Genomic DNA, 15,918 nt, shown 5'->3' on the forward strand with positions numbered 1-15,918 from the left:
AAAGCGCGCGTACCCAAATCCACGCGCCAAATGGGTGTTGCCGCTATCTTTTGGCGGGTGAATTTGTCAGTCTTTTCTGGAATTTATAACCCGAGGGGATGTAAAAGGCCGTAACATCACCTATCTATAGGGTATATAACGAAAAAAGGGATAGAAGATGTCGAACCAGCAGTTTGAATCATTGATTCAGGAAACCCAGACCAAAGTCCGCGAAAGCCAGTCACAGATCGAAAGCCTGACCTCGCGGATCGAGGCCGCACGGGCCAAGATCGGCACGGCTGAGGCCGATATCGACATCGAAAATGCGACGTTAGAGGATGTGCACGCCCATACCGAGGTGATGAACGCCAATATCGCCGAGCTGATCATGGGTCTGGACGACGTGACCAGCGCCTTTTCCAAGGATTTCGACGAAATGCGCTCCAAAACCGGGTGGGAGAGCTTTGTCGGCATTTTCGCCAAGGGCAAATCCGAGTCGATGCGGCAGGAGCGGATGCGCACCGCCAATATTGACGACAAGTTGCAAGACCTGATCGCCAAATCGGACGTGATCGTAAAGCTGCTGGAAGGGCAGTTGGCGGTGCTGGAAGAACAGCGGGTAAAGGTCGAACAGAACCTTTCCGTCACGCTGGATGACCGTGAGGCGACCGTGGCCGAACTGGAGGCATTGCGTGCCGAGATTCAAGGCATGGACCCGACGATTATTACTCTGGAAAACAAGATCAGCGTCGAACAGGACGCCGCTGCGCGCACACAGCTGGAAACCGAACTGGCCGAGCTGAACACGCAATACAACGCCAAGGTTCAGGAAGAACAGGTCAAGCTGGCCAAAAGCCAGACGCTTGAGCGCTATATCGAAAAAGGCAAAACCTGGGTCGATTCCCTACAAAACCAGGCGGCGACGCAGATGGTGCTGATCAACAAGCTGCAAACAGACACGCAGCAGCGCGTGGTGCTCTATGACGCCCTCACCAAATCGTTGAAAACCGCGCAGCAGCAGGACGTGGCGCACCGCATCAACGAGATCGGCGTGCAGACAGACCAAGAGGCGCAAACCGCCATGGCCGCCATCGGCACTGCGACCAACCAGAAAATGGCCGACATGCTTGAGGCGCACGAAGACCACATGGTCTTTGCCCGCGACGTGCTGGAGAAAAAGGCCAAGGCGGACGAACGCTTTGCCCGCCGGTTTGCGTCGATTGTGGAGAAGCATGATAAGAATTTGTATGGGGGCTAAGTGCGTTTCGCTCACCAACAATTCCTCTTGTTAACTGCAAGTCTTGGACCTTTGGAACTGCCGCGAATACTGGAGCGATTGGGGTTAATCGACGAAAAACCGGCTTATCCAGAAGTTGTCGAGGCACTGCTGATGATGGTCATTGCAGCTTCGATTATAAGGCTGCTGTGTTGGCTCAGTTGGGGTAGTGAACGGGGGCTTCGGTTTCAGCGATCAGTTGGAATTAATCCCGAAGTGGTTCTGAATAGCATGGGTTCGCCGTTATATCGTTGGTGGTTCCACTTCGACAAAAATGGGAAGGACTTGGACGCTCCTGGATGAACGACATTGACCTCACCCAAGACCATGTCGGCCTGACCGATACCTTTGCCTCGCGCCGCTATTTCCGCAAATTTGAGGTGATCACCGTCCACCTGTTGCGCGTGGCTGCGACGATGGAGGCTGAGGGCGCGATCAGCAAGCAAGAGGTGCGGATCGTGTCGCGGTATCTTTCGGGGCTGCTCTACACCTTTCGCGCGCTCAGCATGAAATACCTGCTGGTCGGGCGCGATACGGGGCGGTTCTTTGGCAGTCTTGCGATGGACAAGCGCGACAGCGGGTTTCCGGTGGCGGCCGAGTTGCTGACCATGGCGAATGACGCACAGCAGGCGCAGGTGCATCTGGCGAATATGCCCTCAGCCGATGAGCTGAAAAACGACATGGTGCGGACGATTATTGGCGATCAGGAGATCCCCACCAAGCTGCAATTCGCGCTGTCCCAAAGGCTCTATTACGAGGAATTGCTCAAGGGAGAGCTGTTTTGGGCGCGTAACGATCCCGAATGTCACTGGATCGAGAATGACGGGGATCGCCGCAAGTTCCTGCTGCACTGGGCGGTCTATGACAGTCAGATCAACCTGCCGGTTCTATACATGATGCAGTTGGAAGACAGCGGCAAGACAGCACTGCCCAAGGACCAACGCCGCTGGCCCGAGGTGCAGGCACATCTTATGGCGCAGTCTTTGGGCGGGTTAAAGCTAGTGACCATCGCCAAAGGGTTCGATCAGGATTTCGACGATCTGCATCCCAAACACGTACGCCGTATCCATGTGGGGCCGATGTATTCCTGGGCCTATACCGAGCAATCCGGGCCATTGCGTCGGGTGCTGGAAGATGCGCAGGCCCCTGAGGGTCAGGATTGGGCCATGGCCTGGACCACCGAGGAGTTGCAGAGCGAGGACGTGGTGCAGGAACGCGCAGGCTGGTTCGGCACGGTCGACCGCGAGGTTTTTGCGCTGGACCCGTTTGGCGGGCAGGGGGCCGAAACCGGGGCAACACGCACGCAGCGCTCGATCATCCTGCCTCAGCGCCCGTTTCAGGTGCTGGCTGAGCGTAACCCGCCGGGTTTTGGGGATGTGCGTAAATTCGTGGTCAGCAAGGCCGGGCAGGTGTTGCGCTATTAGATTTCATGCCTCCGGCGGAGGTATTTTTGAACAGAAGAAGCAGGGGCGGGTTTTGAGATGAGTTTGACGTCAGATCAGATGGAATTGCGCGAGGCGGATATTCGCAAGCATTATCCGGCAGCGACCGCTTTGCTGAACGGGTTCGAGCATGCTCCGCGGATTGCCAAACCGGTTGAGGCAGCGGTGGAGCGGTCTCCGGGTGTAACCTCGGGGCGGCGATTTCGGTCGACGACGCCAGGGTTGGTGACGCGACGGGTGGCGCGGGCGGATGGGGTGCATCTGGTCGAGCGGATTGAGGCGTCGGATGATGGCGATGCGCTGGTATCGCCGCCGCAGGCGACGGTGCAGCAGAGTATTCGCCGGGCCATCGCGATTGCTCTGGCGGTGGCTGAGGCTTATGCTGAACAGACCCCGCTGGCCGATTTGAAACGTGCCAATCTGGCGGGGGATTTGCCTGCGGCGCGGAAGAGTGAATTCTCGGAATTGCTGACGGCTGAGGCGCTGATAACGGGCCATGTGTTTGGCAATGCGCTGACCTATTTGATGTCCTCGCATCTGGGCGAAACCACTGCGGATATCGGTGAGATCGAAGAAGTTCTGACCGATAATGGCCAACTCGCTCTGCATGGCGCGCTGTGGGAATTGGATCAGATATTGGCCAAACATGCGCCCGATGATGCGCATCTGATCGCGGCCACCAGTGCCTATGCCGAGCAGTTGATGGACAAGGTTGCGTTGCGCGCGCAATCAGCGGGCCATTTGAGCCCGTTTCAGACTGCGGCCTGGCATATCGAAGCGGATGATCTGACGATCCGGGGGTTTGAGCCAGCGTCCAAGGCCAAATCCACCACACTGACCATGACATTCAAGAAGCCGAATGAGGTGGTGGGCAACCATATCGCCAAATATCAGGCGATGAAGCTGGCCAAGATGCTGATGGCCTATGATTTTGACCGTCGCCTGAACCCGTTTGCCGAGCTTGGCGGGTTCATCTTTACCTTCATGGGCGACGGCAAACCGGGCACTGGGAAAACCACGCTGATCCAGATGATGGCCGGGCTGATCAATGACTATTGCCAGAACGCGGGCTACCCGTTCCGCTATCAGAACCTGAGCACCGACAATATCGACAGCTATCAGGGCAAGTCCGGCCAGAACGCCAAGGCGTTTATCAACACGATCATCGACCCCTCGGTCATCGGCTTTGGCACCATCGACGATATCGACCAACTGGCGGGAAAGCGTGGAGACCGGCAGTCCTCGGCCGGTCAGTTGGAAATCACCGCCGTGCTGATGGAAAGCTTTGCCGGGGCCAACACGGTTGTGCGTGGCAATTGCACCTTTGGCATGTTCTCAAACTACCCCGAGAATGTGGATGACGCCCTGCGCCAGCGGGCCGGCGCGCGGTTTCTGGTGGACGGGCCGCAAACGCGTGAGGACTATATCGACATCCTGCACCTGCTGATGGGCCGCAACCACGACATTCCGCTGGGCGAACATGAGGCCTATGCCGCGCAGGAGATCAAGAAGGCCGTCACTGCCAGTTTCGAAAGCCATTTCCGCCCGCATGAGGCTGCTTTGTTGCAGGTTTACGACCGGGTCTCGGCTCAGATCGGCCAGCTGGACACGATTGCCAAGCTGGGCACCTACCTCAAGGCGATTCAGGCCGCAGATGAACGGTTCACCGGTCGTGCGATTAAGAACATCACCGACGCGGTCAAGGTGCGCGCGATGGACTTTGAGCTGCCCGACGAGTGGATGGAAAACCCCGAGCTGTTCCTGTTCCGCGACTATGACACCAAGAAGGCCATGATCGCTGACCTGCGCCAGCCGATCACGGTCGAGATGGTGACCCAGGAAATCAACCGCTACGCAGACAGCGAATTCCGCTATGCCGACAAGAGCGACGAGGTCGCGATTGAGAACGCGGTGCGTGAGATGGGCCGGATGGAGGAGGCCAAACGCCGGTATCTGGAGGCGAAGGGGTGAGCGCTAAACTGCCTTCACATATTCTTGGCCAGTCGTTGTTCTGGTATGTTCCGGCGATGATCTTCGCAGGTGGCGCGTATGCAACAACGCGTCGTCGTTCAAAGGAGGCGAAGACATGATACTGACACTTGCAATCACCGCCGTAGCCCTGGTTTTGGGTCTCATTCTGCCATTGCGCTGGGGCGTAGTTGGCTTTCTGGGGGCTGTGGTGGTTCTCTATCTGATCCAGTTCGGCATCAATACCAGCCGCGGGTTTGAGGGCGCCTCATGGGAAGAGACGCTGATCCTGTTTGAGGGCAGCGTGGTGTCTTACATCGGCTTCAATTTGCAGATTACCGCGCGGGCCTTTGCGTTGCCTTTGCTGGTGTTAGCGGCTGTGGTTGTGGGGCGGTTTAGGAAGGGAGTAAGCTGAGTTGAATATAAGCTCGAACTGTTTAGCGGGAGAGCCTGAGTGCTAGATATCATCTTCCTGATAACCTGTACTCTTCTTGCCTATATTGGCATAAAGTTCGTCCGTTGGGTGATAAGGCGTCTCTTGCCTGTTCCAAAGGGAGCGTTCATGTGGTTGCGTTTCTTTGTTTGGTGGACCGCAAGTTTGGGTTTTGTAGTTGCCGTATACTTCGGCGTTATCGCTTTTTCCGGTGTTCTTGTTTTGGAAATTTGGGGTTTGGGTCAGCGTCTAGAGCCCTCCGTACTCCTGATGGGGGGGCTCATTTTGTCGGCACCCTATTGGGTCGGCTTGGCCAAAGGAATTGATCTTCAAGTTGCGCATAGGTTGTCGTCATGATCCGCCTCATCGAAAAAGGCCTGATGTTTGGCAATCTTGTCCACATCTCCAGCACGGTCCTGGTCGAGCGGTATAATCGCGCGTTACAGCATCTGTCGGGTAAGACCACCGCGCTTGCGGATTTTCATATCGATATCTCGGGCTATTCCCCCGAGATCGGGCAGGAACTGGGTGACCCGCTTTACCTCAACCCCAATGGGGTCAATCGGCAGTTCATCCTGCTGACGACCGAGCAGAAACGCGCGCCTCTGCTGAATGTCAAATTCTCAACCTCGCGCGAAATCTTGCGCGACTTTATCGAACAGAACGAAGCGCAGCTGTTTGCTCTGACCGCAACGGATGCGGTGGCCGGAGAGCTGGTGAACTCGGTCTTCAAACTTACCACGCCAGTTGATCTGCTGACGCTCAGCAAGATCGAGATCGAGGCGGATACGGTGGGCGGCACCCTGCGCAAGGCCGAGCAATTGGCGGAAATGGTCGAGCAGTTCAAAACCGAAGAGGACGCCTGGTTCGACGATGTTCTGATCGCCAGGATGATCGAAGCGGCCAAAGATACAGGCGACGTTACACGCAACCCTGTCCGTTTGCGCCACACCGCGTTTGATCAGCCAAATTTCTGGACGGCGCATTATGGCGGGCTTTATCTGTTTCCTGACCTTGAGCATCCGGCTGCGATTTTTGCGGGGGAACGGCCAGACGGCTTGCCGCTGGAATATGTGTTTCACATGTCGCAGCACAATGAGATCGCCAAATTTCTGAACTATAACAAGCTCGTGGAAACCATCATCGAGGCGCGCGGCGTGGATTCTGCTGCCATTTTGAAGCAAAAGATGGATTTTCTGACGGTGTCGGCGGCTGCGCATGCCGATGTTGACCTGAAAGGCTTGGACCGCCGGGACCTGCGCCATCTTGCGCGCCGTCATGTAGACCAATTGCCTGAGGCCTATCACGGGTTGGCGCAGCTGCTGCGCTGGGCAACGGATGGTGGGCGGTGGCCGCGCATAACCTCGGATCACCCGGCCTATTTCTATACTCTGCGGGCGGCCAACACGCCGCATCGGGATTTGGTAAACATGTTGCTGACCGAGCTGGCGCCACTGGATCCGCGCCAGATGTTCATTTGCCACAAAGAGCTGTTCTATGCGACCTACGCCCAGTGGCCTGAAAGCAAAAAAGCCTATGTTGCCGATTTCCTTGCCCGCGAGTATCAGCTGGACAAAGCAGGTGCACGGGCGGCCTTGTTCGGGCATGAGCCTGATATGAGCGGTGAGGATCGGATCAGTGACGATCTGATTGCTCGTGTCGGGCCCTGGGGTTCTGTAAGGAGGGATTGAAATGCTCGGAGCGCTACGACTGTTTCTGATCCTTTTGTTTTTACAGACGGTTGCATATTTTGCGCTGTCTCTTTACTCGCGCGGTGTCCGGCGGCAAAAGCTGGAAAGCTGGTGGGACGAGAAAGGCAAAACCGGTGACAAGAACGCGTTTGTTGAACGCGGATTGCACGTCTATGACAATTCTTTCCGGCGCAAGTTGATACTTGCTGTCTACATTGTGCCCTGGATCGCTGTTGGCGCACTGATCTATATCGTGAATTACATGTGAGGGATAAGACATGGCTTATCTGAAATGGGGTTTCATTCTTGTCTTCTGGATCACGCTTGGCACGATCCTCCAATATGCGCTGCCGCAACATGATGTCGTGCGGATCGTGAACACTTATGAGGAACGTCAGGATCTGAACGATTGGACGCGGATCTTCTGGTCTGAACCCGAGGATCAATCGACCAGCTTGTCGAACCGCGACGTTCAATTCATTCAGGCGGTGCGCGCCAATGGCAAACCCATCGTGTATCGCAACGAAGATACGGGCTGGGGTTGGCCGCCCTATTTCAAATTCGACACGGCGAACCTTTATACCGAAGCGAATGATGCAAAGTCGACGAAAGAGGATCCGGATTGGGTAGTGGTCACCCATTATGGCTGGCGGAACGAGTTTATGTCAATCTTCCCTAATGCGATTTTCATTCGACATGTCGAAGGCCCGGATGTCCGTATCATCCCTTGGTTCAATATCATTTTCCTGACCGTGTTTGCGGCCATCGTTTGGGCTCTGTGGGTTCGGTGGCGCCGTTTCCGGCAAAGACGGATCGATCCCGTTTTGGAAAATGTCGAAGACGGCTTGTATGCCGCAGGTGACGCGATTGACGAAAAGCGCAAGGGATTCAGACGGTGGCTGGACAGTTGGAAGTCGAAGTAAGATCGAACAGGGTCTATCGGCTATTCCATCGCCGTCCTTTACCTGACAACAAATTCAGCATGTAGCGCGCCAGCCGCCTTGATCGTTTTCAGGATGTCGATCATGTCGCGTGGTGACACACCCAGTGCGTTCAAACCGGCCACCACTTCGGACAAAGTTGTGGCCTCGGGGAATTCGGCCAGACCAGTGCCTTCCTCTTCTTCGATGCCTGCAATTGTACGCGGGACAACAACGGTTTCACCCCGTGCAAACGGGTTTGGTTGAACCGCGATCGGGGCTTCTTCGACCGTCAGGGTCAAATTGCCTTGCGAGACGGCCACGCGTGAGATTCGGACATCCCTGCCCATTACGATCGTGCCCGATCGCTGATCGACCACGACCCGGGCCTTGGTTTCAGGCTCAACCAGTATGTTTTCGATCCGGCCGATGGCATGCGCAGTCGACACCGCGCGGGTGGCCTCTATGTTGATCTCAACGGTGCCGGAGTCGCGCATGATAGCCACGACCCGGTTGAACTCGGTATTGATTGCCGCCTCAATGCGCCCGGCAGTTGTAAAGTCCGGCTCGCGCAGGGCCAGTCTGAGTTGGGTCAGCGATGACAGTTGAAAGTCAATCTCACGTTCAACGCGAGCGCCCGAAGGGATAACGCCCGACGTTGGAACGCCCTGCACGACCGAGGCTGCTTCTCCTTCTGCGACCGCGCCGCCGGCCAAAACAGTGCCTTGGGCCACGGCGTAAATCTGGCCGTCCGCGGCATTCAGCGGGGTCATGATCAAGGTGCCACCCAACAGGCTTTTGCTGTCGCCAATAGCGGAAACGGTAATGTCGATCTGACTGCCCACACGCGAAAACGGAGGCAAAGTGGCTGTAACCAGAACCGCTGCGACATTTTTGGGCCGAAAGTCTTCGCCGTTCACATTGACGCCCAGACGTTCGAGAATGCTGGACATGATCTCTTCGGTAAAGGGCGAGTTTCGCAGCCCGTTTCCGGTGCCGTTCAAACCGACAACAAGGCCATAGCCGACAAGATCGTTGCCGCGCACGCCGTCGAAATCCACCAGATCCTTCAGGCGAATGGTGCCAGCGCTGGCCAGGCTCGGCAAAAGCAAAAGGATCAGGGCAAGGAGGCGGATCATAGGAAGTTCACCAGCGACAGACCCGCGTTGCGCACGGTGACGGAATAGTGGCTTTCCAGTTGGAACTGGACGGTTTGCAATTGTGTGGCCGTTTCATACGGGTCCGCTGCGATCAGTTGATTGCGTGCAAACTCGATGCTGGTCATGGCCGCCGCGTTGCGCGTTGCGGCCTGTTCGATGCGCGCCTCGGCCGCGCCAAGCTGCGCCAGCACGGTTTGGAAGCGGCTGGTATAGGCTTGGGCCAGGTCTGGGGTTCTGGAATGATAGGCTCCGGCAGCGGCGGGCCAGCTTCCCAGTTCCGCGTATAGCTGTTTCAAAAACCGCGCGGCGTATTCTGCGTTTTCATGGGGGTCGAACATGGCGTCGATCGAGCGGAACGCGTTTCCATGCCAGCGATAGTTTATCTGGAAACACCCGACATCGAAACTGCGCGTGCCGGACTTGAAGATCTTGAAGACATAGGCCTTGGCTTCAGCCTCGGACCCGAACCAATAGCCTTGGCCTTCGACATTGACGGCCCAGGGCCAGGGGATCAGCTGCCCGTCTTTGGCGCGCCCAGTTTCCACCCGTGTGATGGCGCGCAGGATGTCCAGGGGTACCCTTTCGGCCTGCGCTGCATGACGCGCGGCCTGATCACAGATCGAAGCCTGCGCCACCGCACCCATGAGGGCAAAAACATGCGCCCACAGCGCAAGGATCAAGTTGAAAGGATTGGGCATTCTGCCGGTCCGGGATTCTTTTGGTCCGGGCCAAGCTAGCGGGGTTTCCCTTTACAGAGGGTTAGCACCGCTTCAGTTTCGATCAATCCGGCGGCCAAAGACAACGCTTGTATTGGTCCGCAACACGCCCGGGATTTTCGCCAGTTCATCAACCAGAATATCCAGATCCTCAAGCCGAGGCGCCTCGGCTGACAGCATAAGGTCGAAATCTCCGTTGATCGAGAAGCAGAGTTTGACTTCGGGATAGGCCTCAAGCCGTTTCACAATACGTGTGGTCTCATTCTGCTGCACCTCCAGCATCACGATGACCTGCACTTTGGGCGTATCTTCGGTCGCCCCCAAACGCACTGTATAGCCCGCGATCACGCCGCGTTCTTCCATGCGATTGATGCGCTCGTGGACGGTTGTGCGCGCCACGCCCAAGGCACCGGCAATCTGCGTGGTCGAGGCGCGGGCATTAGCCTGCAGAGCGGCGATGATACGACGATTCAGCTGATCCATTGGGGCTCCGGTACAGGGCGCATGTATTTGGTTATGGCAGATTTGCCCGTGGTCTCAAGCCTGCCGAGGGACCTTTGGATGCAGGTCGTCGATGATGATGGGATGAGCGTGGGGCAGACCCCCTGCCAGATGTGGGTGGTCGGGCGGCAGGTTTGGGTGATCGTGCTGGATGGGATCCTGGTCCTTGCGCGGCCAGAGGCCAAATGCAGCGACAATCCCCAAGACAGAAAGCGCCGCCATGCTACCAAGCGCGACTGCGGCGCCTGACACGGTCATCAACCAACCTGACAGTGGATAAGTCACCAGCCAGCACCCGTGCGACAGGGTGAATTGCGCGGCAAACACGGCAGGACGGTCTTCGGGATGCGCGGATCGGGTCAACAGACGGCCTGATGGTGTCAGCGTGGTGGAATAGCCGAACCCGGTCAGCGCCCACAGCGCGACCAGTAGTCCGAGCGTTAACGGGACATGGGCTGCCAAGATCGCAGCACAGGCCATTGTCGTAGCACCCAGAATTGCTCCACCGAGCATGACGCGGCGATCTTCGATTCGGTCCAGCAGTCGGGGCAACGTGAAGGCGGCGAGCATTGATCCACCGCCAAACCCGGCCAGCGCGATGGCCACCGCGCTTTCGGACAACCCAAGATCAGATCGCACAATCACAACCGTATTCACGATGACCATGGCGCTCAGCGCTGCAGCGCTTGCGTTCAGCGCAAGCAGACCGCGCAGCCGGGGTGTTTTGAGATAGATTTTGATGCCGCGTGTCGTGCGGTCATAGATTCCCCGGGGCCTGCTGGGTTTGGGCGAGGGCAGGGCGACCGACACGACTAAGAGGGCCGACGCTACAAAGCCCAAGGCGGTCCCCCAAAACAGGCTGTTGAAGCTGACCAGTAACAATAAAGCAGCTGCAAAAACCGGGCTCAGCAGGCTTTCCAGATCGTAGGCCAGTCGCGATAGCGATAGCGCGCGGGTATAATCCGCCTCGTCGGTCAAAACATCTGGTATCGTGGCCTGAAATGCCGGCGTGAACCCGGCCGAGGCGGATTGCAGAACAAAGATCAGAACATAGACCTGCCAGACCTCGGTCACGAAAGGCAGGCAGAGCGCCACGGCGGCGCGGATCAGGTCGAGAACAACCAGCATCTTGCGGCGATCCAAACGTTCGGCAAATGCCGCAGCCAACGGTGCCACGATGACATAGGCAACCATCTTGATCGTAAGCGCGGTGCCAAGGATCAAACCAGCGGCGTCACCCGCCAAATCATATGCGAGCAAGCCCAGAGCAACCGTCGCAAGGCCGGTGCCGGTCAGGGCAACGATCTGTGCGGCCAGCAGGTGGCGATAGGTTCGGTTTCTGAGAACGTTCAACATCGGAATTCAGCCTTCGACATGCGTCCCAGCTTTTGTGGCTTTCAACAAAAAGGCAATGGCTTTGAAGGCTTGGGTTTGGCACCGCTTGGCCGATGCCCCTTAGATGGCGTTGAGTTTATGGGGCAAACCTCTTATCTCGGGGGCAATATCGCTCAAAGGATTAGTCGCGTGGCGAACCATCTTTACAAAAACGACCTGCCAGACGGCTTGGACCTGGGGCCTGTTGTGGCCATCGACTGTGAAACCATGGGGTTGAACCCGCATCGTGACCGGCTCTGCGTGATCCAGATGTCGGGAGGCGACGGTGACAGCCATATTGTTCAGGTCGAAAAAGGCCAGACCGAGGCGCCCAATCTGTGTGCTATGCTGGAGAACCCGGAGGTTTTGAAACTGTTCCATTTTGGACGGTTCGATATCGCGGCGATGTATCACGCATTTGGCGCTTTGGCGGCGCCGGTTTATTGCACCAAGATCGCCAGTCGTCTTGTGCGCACCTATACAGACCGGCACGGGCTGAAGAACCTCTGTCAGGAACTGATCGGCGTCGATATCTCGAAACAGCAGCAGATGAGCGACTGGGGGGCCGAAACCCTGACCGACGCACAACTGGACTATGCCGCGTCTGACGTTCTGTATCTGCACCGCTTGCGGGATGCGCTCAACGGGCGTCTTGCCCGCGAAGGTCGGACCGAAATGGCGCAGGCGTGTTTTGACTTCCTTCCCATGCGTGCCAAGCTGGACCTGGCAGGTTGGCCCGAAACGGATATCTTTGCGCACTCATGACCGATAACGAAGCATTCCTGAAAACGGCCCGGCAGGTCGTAACCGACGAAGCCCGTGCGCTGGACGTGCTGGCCGACGGTCTGGATAAGCACTTTGCCGAAGCCGTGCACATGATCCTGCAGGCATCAGGCCGCGTGATCGTCAGCGGCATCGGCAAATCGGGACATATCGGTCACAAGATAGCAGCCACTTTGGCCAGCACCGGAACACCTGCCTATTTCGTGCACCCGGCCGAGGCCAGCCATGGTGATCTGGGTATGGTGTCAAAAGGCGACGTGGTTCTGGCAATCTCCAACTCGGGCGAAGCGCCCGAGCTTGCCAATCTGTTGGCCTTCACGCGCCGCTTTGGCATCCCGTTGATTGGCTTGTCCAGCAAACCCGAAAGCTCGCTGATGAAACAGGCCGATGTGCATTTGCTGATCCCGTCACTGGGTGAAGCCTGCGGGTTCGGCATGGTACCGTCGATCTCGACCACCTTGACCCTGGCGATGGGTGATGCGCTGGCCATTGCCCTGATGAAATACCGCGATTTCAAGCCCGAGAATTTCCGCGATTTCCATCCCGGTGGCAAATTGGGCGCGCAGCTGAGCAAGGTGCGCGACTTGATGCATACCGATATTCCGGTTGTGCTCTCCGATACCCCGATGAGCGAAGCGTTACTGGTCATGAGTCAGAAGAGCTTTGGCGTGGTTGGGGTCACGGATGCCGACGGGCGTCTGTTGGGGATCGTGACCGACGGGGATTTGCGCCGTAACATGGATGGGTTGCTGGAGAAGGCAGTCGAAGATGTGATGACGCGCAATCCGATGACGATAGCGCCCGGCGCTTTGGCCGAAGAAGCGGTCGCGATAATGAATGAACGCAAGATCACCTCGTTGTTTGTGGTCGAGCCGGAGCAAGGCTGCCTGGCGCAAGGACTGCTTCACATCCATGACTGCTTGCGCGTCGGGTTGGGCTGATGCGCAATACCATGGATCGCTATTCCCGGATGGTGCAGTTCCTCAAGGTGCTGCTGCCATTGGCGGCGATCCTGCTGTTGGCCTCGGTCTTTCTGCTGTCGCGCAGCATCGAAACGGATGTCTCGGTGCCCTTCACAGCCGAAGCGATTGACGAACGGCTGGCCGATCAGGTGGTGACGATGCCTGACTACAAAGGGGTGACGCGCAACGGCGAGGAGGTTCGGGTAGAAGCGATCCGTGCGGCCCAGGGCACTGACCGGGATATGCCCACAGCAACGGAATTTCACGGCACTTACAATCTGCACAACGGTGGCGTCATCACGCTTGAATCGAATACCGGCTCTATTCGGCCCGACAAAGGCACAGCCACCTTTGAAGGCGATGTCGTGATCCTGACGGCTGACGGTATTCAGGTGACCACCGATCTGCTGAACACGTCGCTGGATGAAATCCGCGGCGATACGCCAGGGCGGGTCGATGGTGTTGGTCCGATTGGAGAATTTACAGCCGGGCGCATGACCTTTGGAACTAAAAAAAAGGATGGCCCGGTCCATATTCTTTTTACAGATGGGGTGAAACTGATATACGAACCCCCAAAAGCAGAAAGATAACTTGTGATTGATTTGCGCGCCGCCCTTGTTTCCGTTGCCCTCAGTTTCACGGCAATACCTGTTGCGGGGCAAGAAGCGCAGGTCGCGTTCGGGTCGCCAAATGCTGACCCTACACTTCCGGTCGAAGTCACCTCGGAAACCTTGAACGTCAACCAGGAAGACGGCTCGGCCGAGTTCATCGGCAATGTGATCGTTATTCAAGGCGAGATGCGTCTGACGGCTGAGCGGGTTCTTGTGATCTACAATCAGGAACGTTCGGCCATTGAACGGATGGAAGCGACCGAAGATGTGGTGCTGGTCAGTCCGCCGGATGCGGCAGAAGGCGACTGGGCAGAGTACACGATCGATACCGGTGTCATCAACATGCGCGGGAATGTGCTTTTGACCCAGGGGCCCAGCGTGATCAGCGGCGACGAGATGGAAGCGAACCTGACCACAGGCACCGCAACCATGAGCGGCAATGTCAAAACCATATTGCAGCAGGGTGGCGGCAACTGATGGCGAAACCCAAACTTACGGTTGCAGAAGGCTCATCTGGTCTGAGGATCGAAAAGCTTCGTAAATCCTATCGCAAGAAAACCGTCATCCGCGATGTCTCGATGACCTTAGATCGTTCCGAGGTTGTGGCGCTGTTGGGCCCTAACGGATCGGGCAAAACGACGACCTTCTATTCCGTTGCAGGTCTGGTGTTCCCCGAGGCCGGTACGGTGACAATCGACGGTCAAAACGTGACAACCCTGCCGATGTATCGCCGGGCCCGGTTGGGCATCGGCTATCTTCCGCAGGAAATGTCGATCTTTCGGGGCATGAGCGTCGAAGACAATATCGCCGCCGTTCTGGACATTACCGTGGACCACGTTCACCGCCGCAAAGAGCGGTTGGAAGAGCTGCTGTCGGATTTCTCGATCGAGCATCTACGCCGCGCACCCGCCCTGGCCTTGTCCGGGGGTGAACGGCGGCGCGTCGAAATAGCGCGCTGCTTGGCTGCAGATCCCAAGTATCTGTTATTGGACGAGCCTTTTGCAGGGGTCGATCCGATCAGCGTCGGCGATATCCGTCATCTGGTGGCCGATCTGAAGAAGCGCGGGATCGGTGTTTTGATCACAGACCATAACGTGCGGGAAACGCTTGAGATTGTCGATCGTGCCTACATCCTGCATGACGGGCAGATGCTGATGTCCGGCACTCCCGATGAAGTTGTGGAAAACGAAAACGTGCGCCGTGTTTATCTGGGCGAAAACTTCAGGATTTCATGACGTTGCGCGGAAAGACGCCAAATTGTTAGGCGAAATCGCGTATATACACGACCTGTTTTGATTGACTCTTCGGCTGTCTCTTGCCTCAATTGGCACATGGCATTTCTTCGGTTCCAATCTGGATCAGGATGCCCCTTCTTTGAAGGGTGTGATCTCAGACAACCCCGGGACATGTCGCTATCCCCCACCCGATAAAAACAGGCACGTTGCGCGACGCAATGTCAGAATGGGTGTGAATTGTGAAGGAGACCACATGCGTTACCAAATCAGCGGAAAACAGATCGACATCGGTGCGGCTCTGCAGACCCATGTGCAGACCGAGCTGGGCGAGGTTGTGGGCAAATATGCTCAAAGACCGACCGACGCCAATGTCGTGTTTTCCCGTTCGGCGCATGAATATGTGTGTGAAACCACTGTTCATTTGTCCACAGGGCTGACGGCGCAGGCCAAAGCCCACGCAACCGAAATCTATGCAGCTTTCGAGGCGTGTTGTGACAAAATGGAAACGCAATTACGGCGGTACAAGCGCCGTTTGAAAGACCATCACAAGGACCGGGTCGAGCCGGTTGAACTCTTTGGTGCGTCCTCTTATATCCTCGCGTCTGACGATTCGGACGTGGCAGACGAGCCAGAAACGCTGCAGCCCATGATTGTGGCTGAAATGGAAACAAAAATTCCATCTCTCAGCGTGGGCGAGGCCGTTATGCAAATGGAACTTGCGGGCGCACCTGTTTTGGTGTTCCGAAATGAAAACAAGGATGGATTGAATGTCGTTTATCGTCGCGATGACGGTAATATCGGTTGGATCGATCCGTAACAGGCAAGGATACTAAGACGAACTTTCGCGATTGCGATTGTTGCGTCATT

At 56.8% G+C, this 15,918-nt stretch carries 18 protein-coding genes; 14 read left to right on the forward strand and 4 right to left on the reverse strand.

The window, feature by feature from the left end:
• Positions 1-157: 157 nt before the first annotated feature.
• The 8 genes from GOX45_RS03020 (at position 158) to GOX45_RS03055 (ending at position 7,712) form a co-directional block, all read left to right on the forward strand.
• Positions 158-1,237, forward strand: a complete 1,080-nt coding sequence (locus GOX45_RS03020) for a hypothetical protein (RefSeq protein ID WP_171097833.1) — start codon at positions 158-160, stop codon at positions 1,235-1,237.
• 317 nt (positions 1,238-1,554) lie between these two features.
• The gene (locus GOX45_RS03025; protein ID WP_171097835.1) at positions 1,555-2,679 is read left to right on the forward strand and encodes a hypothetical protein; all 1,125 of its coding nucleotides are present in this window, start codon (positions 1,555-1,557) and stop codon (positions 2,677-2,679) included.
• Between the two features lie 57 nt (positions 2,680-2,736).
• The gene (locus GOX45_RS03030; protein WP_171097836.1) at positions 2,737-4,668 is read left to right on the forward strand and encodes an ATP-binding protein; all 1,932 of its coding nucleotides are present in this window, start codon (positions 2,737-2,739) and stop codon (positions 4,666-4,668) included.
• A gap of 115 nt (positions 4,669-4,783) precedes the next feature.
• A complete protein-coding gene (locus GOX45_RS03035; protein WP_171097838.1) occupies positions 4,784-5,080 on the forward strand; it encodes a hypothetical protein in 297 nt (98 codons plus the stop codon).
• A gap of 39 nt (positions 5,081-5,119) precedes the next feature.
• On the forward strand, positions 5,120-5,455 hold the full coding sequence (locus GOX45_RS03040) for a hypothetical protein (RefSeq protein ID WP_171097840.1): 336 nt from the start codon (positions 5,120-5,122) through the stop codon (positions 5,453-5,455).
• Positions 5,452-6,789, forward strand: coding sequence for a DUF6638 family protein (locus GOX45_RS03045; RefSeq protein ID WP_171097842.1), 1,338 nt, complete (start codon positions 5,452-5,454; stop codon positions 6,787-6,789). Before GOX45_RS03040 ends, GOX45_RS03045 begins: the two co-directional genes overlap by 4 nt.
• A gap of 1 nt (position 6,790) precedes the next feature.
• Positions 6,791-7,057 carry a hypothetical protein gene (locus GOX45_RS03050; protein ID WP_171097844.1) on the forward strand — a complete coding sequence of 89 codons (267 nt, stop codon included), beginning with the start codon at positions 6,791-6,793 and terminating at the stop codon, positions 7,055-7,057.
• 10 nt (positions 7,058-7,067) lie between these two features.
• Positions 7,068-7,712: a DUF1523 family protein gene (locus GOX45_RS03055; RefSeq protein ID WP_171097846.1), complete on the forward strand. Its 645-nt coding sequence runs from the start codon at positions 7,068-7,070 to the stop codon at positions 7,710-7,712.
• Positions 7,713-7,750: 38 nt separating this feature from the next.
• Here GOX45_RS03055 and GOX45_RS03060 read toward each other — a convergent pair whose 3' ends face one another.
• From GOX45_RS03060 to GOX45_RS03075, 4 genes are all read right to left on the reverse strand, one after another.
• Positions 7,751-8,848, reverse strand: coding sequence for a flagellar basal body P-ring protein FlgI (locus GOX45_RS03060; protein ID WP_171097848.1), 1,098 nt, complete (start codon positions 8,846-8,848; stop codon positions 7,751-7,753).
• Positions 8,845-9,567 (reverse strand): transglycosylase SLT domain-containing protein, encoded by a 723-nt coding sequence (locus GOX45_RS03065; RefSeq protein ID WP_171097850.1) that lies wholly within the window; start codon positions 9,565-9,567, stop codon positions 8,845-8,847. The genes GOX45_RS03060 and GOX45_RS03065 overlap by 4 nt, the downstream gene beginning before the upstream one ends.
• Before the next feature lie 72 nt (positions 9,568-9,639).
• Complete coding sequence (locus GOX45_RS03070) at positions 9,640-10,068, reverse strand: Lrp/AsnC family transcriptional regulator (protein WP_171097852.1); 429 nt, start codon at positions 10,066-10,068, stop codon at positions 9,640-9,642.
• Between the two features lie 54 nt (positions 10,069-10,122).
• A complete protein-coding gene (locus GOX45_RS03075; protein WP_171097854.1) occupies positions 10,123-11,442 on the reverse strand; it encodes an MFS transporter in 1,320 nt (439 codons plus the stop codon).
• 168 nt (positions 11,443-11,610) lie between these two features.
• Here GOX45_RS03075 and GOX45_RS03080 point away from each other — a divergent pair, with 168 nt between their 5' ends.
• From GOX45_RS03080 to hpf, 6 genes are all read left to right on the forward strand, one after another.
• On the forward strand, positions 11,611-12,225 hold the full coding sequence (locus tag GOX45_RS03080; protein WP_171097855.1) for a ribonuclease D: 615 nt from the start codon (positions 11,611-11,613) through the stop codon (positions 12,223-12,225).
• Positions 12,222-13,184, forward strand: coding sequence for an SIS domain-containing protein (locus tag GOX45_RS03085; protein ID WP_171097858.1), 963 nt, complete (start codon positions 12,222-12,224; stop codon positions 13,182-13,184). The genes GOX45_RS03080 and GOX45_RS03085 overlap by 4 nt, the downstream gene beginning before the upstream one ends.
• On the forward strand, positions 13,184-13,795 hold the full coding sequence (gene lptC, locus GOX45_RS03090) for an LPS export ABC transporter periplasmic protein LptC (RefSeq protein ID WP_254445911.1): 612 nt from the start codon (positions 13,184-13,186) through the stop codon (positions 13,793-13,795). The genes GOX45_RS03085 and lptC overlap by 1 nt, the downstream gene beginning before the upstream one ends.
• A 3-nt stretch (positions 13,796-13,798) precedes the next feature.
• Entirely contained in the window at positions 13,799-14,293 is a 495-nt protein-coding gene (locus GOX45_RS03095) for an LptA/OstA family protein (protein ID WP_171097860.1), read from the forward strand.
• Positions 14,293-15,051 (forward strand): LPS export ABC transporter ATP-binding protein, encoded by a 759-nt coding sequence (gene lptB / locus GOX45_RS03100; protein WP_171097861.1) that lies wholly within the window; start codon positions 14,293-14,295, stop codon positions 15,049-15,051. Before GOX45_RS03095 ends, lptB begins: the two co-directional genes overlap by 1 nt.
• A gap of 253 nt (positions 15,052-15,304) precedes the next feature.
• Positions 15,305-15,868, forward strand: coding sequence for a ribosome hibernation-promoting factor, HPF/YfiA family (hpf, locus tag GOX45_RS03105; RefSeq protein ID WP_171097863.1), 564 nt, complete (start codon positions 15,305-15,307; stop codon positions 15,866-15,868).
• The last annotated feature ends 50 nt before the right edge of the window (positions 15,869-15,918 follow it).

The sequence above is a fragment of the Ruegeria sp. HKCCD7255 genome, assembly GCF_013031565.1.
Taxonomy (GTDB): domain Bacteria; phylum Pseudomonadota; class Alphaproteobacteria; order Rhodobacterales; family Rhodobacteraceae; genus Ruegeria.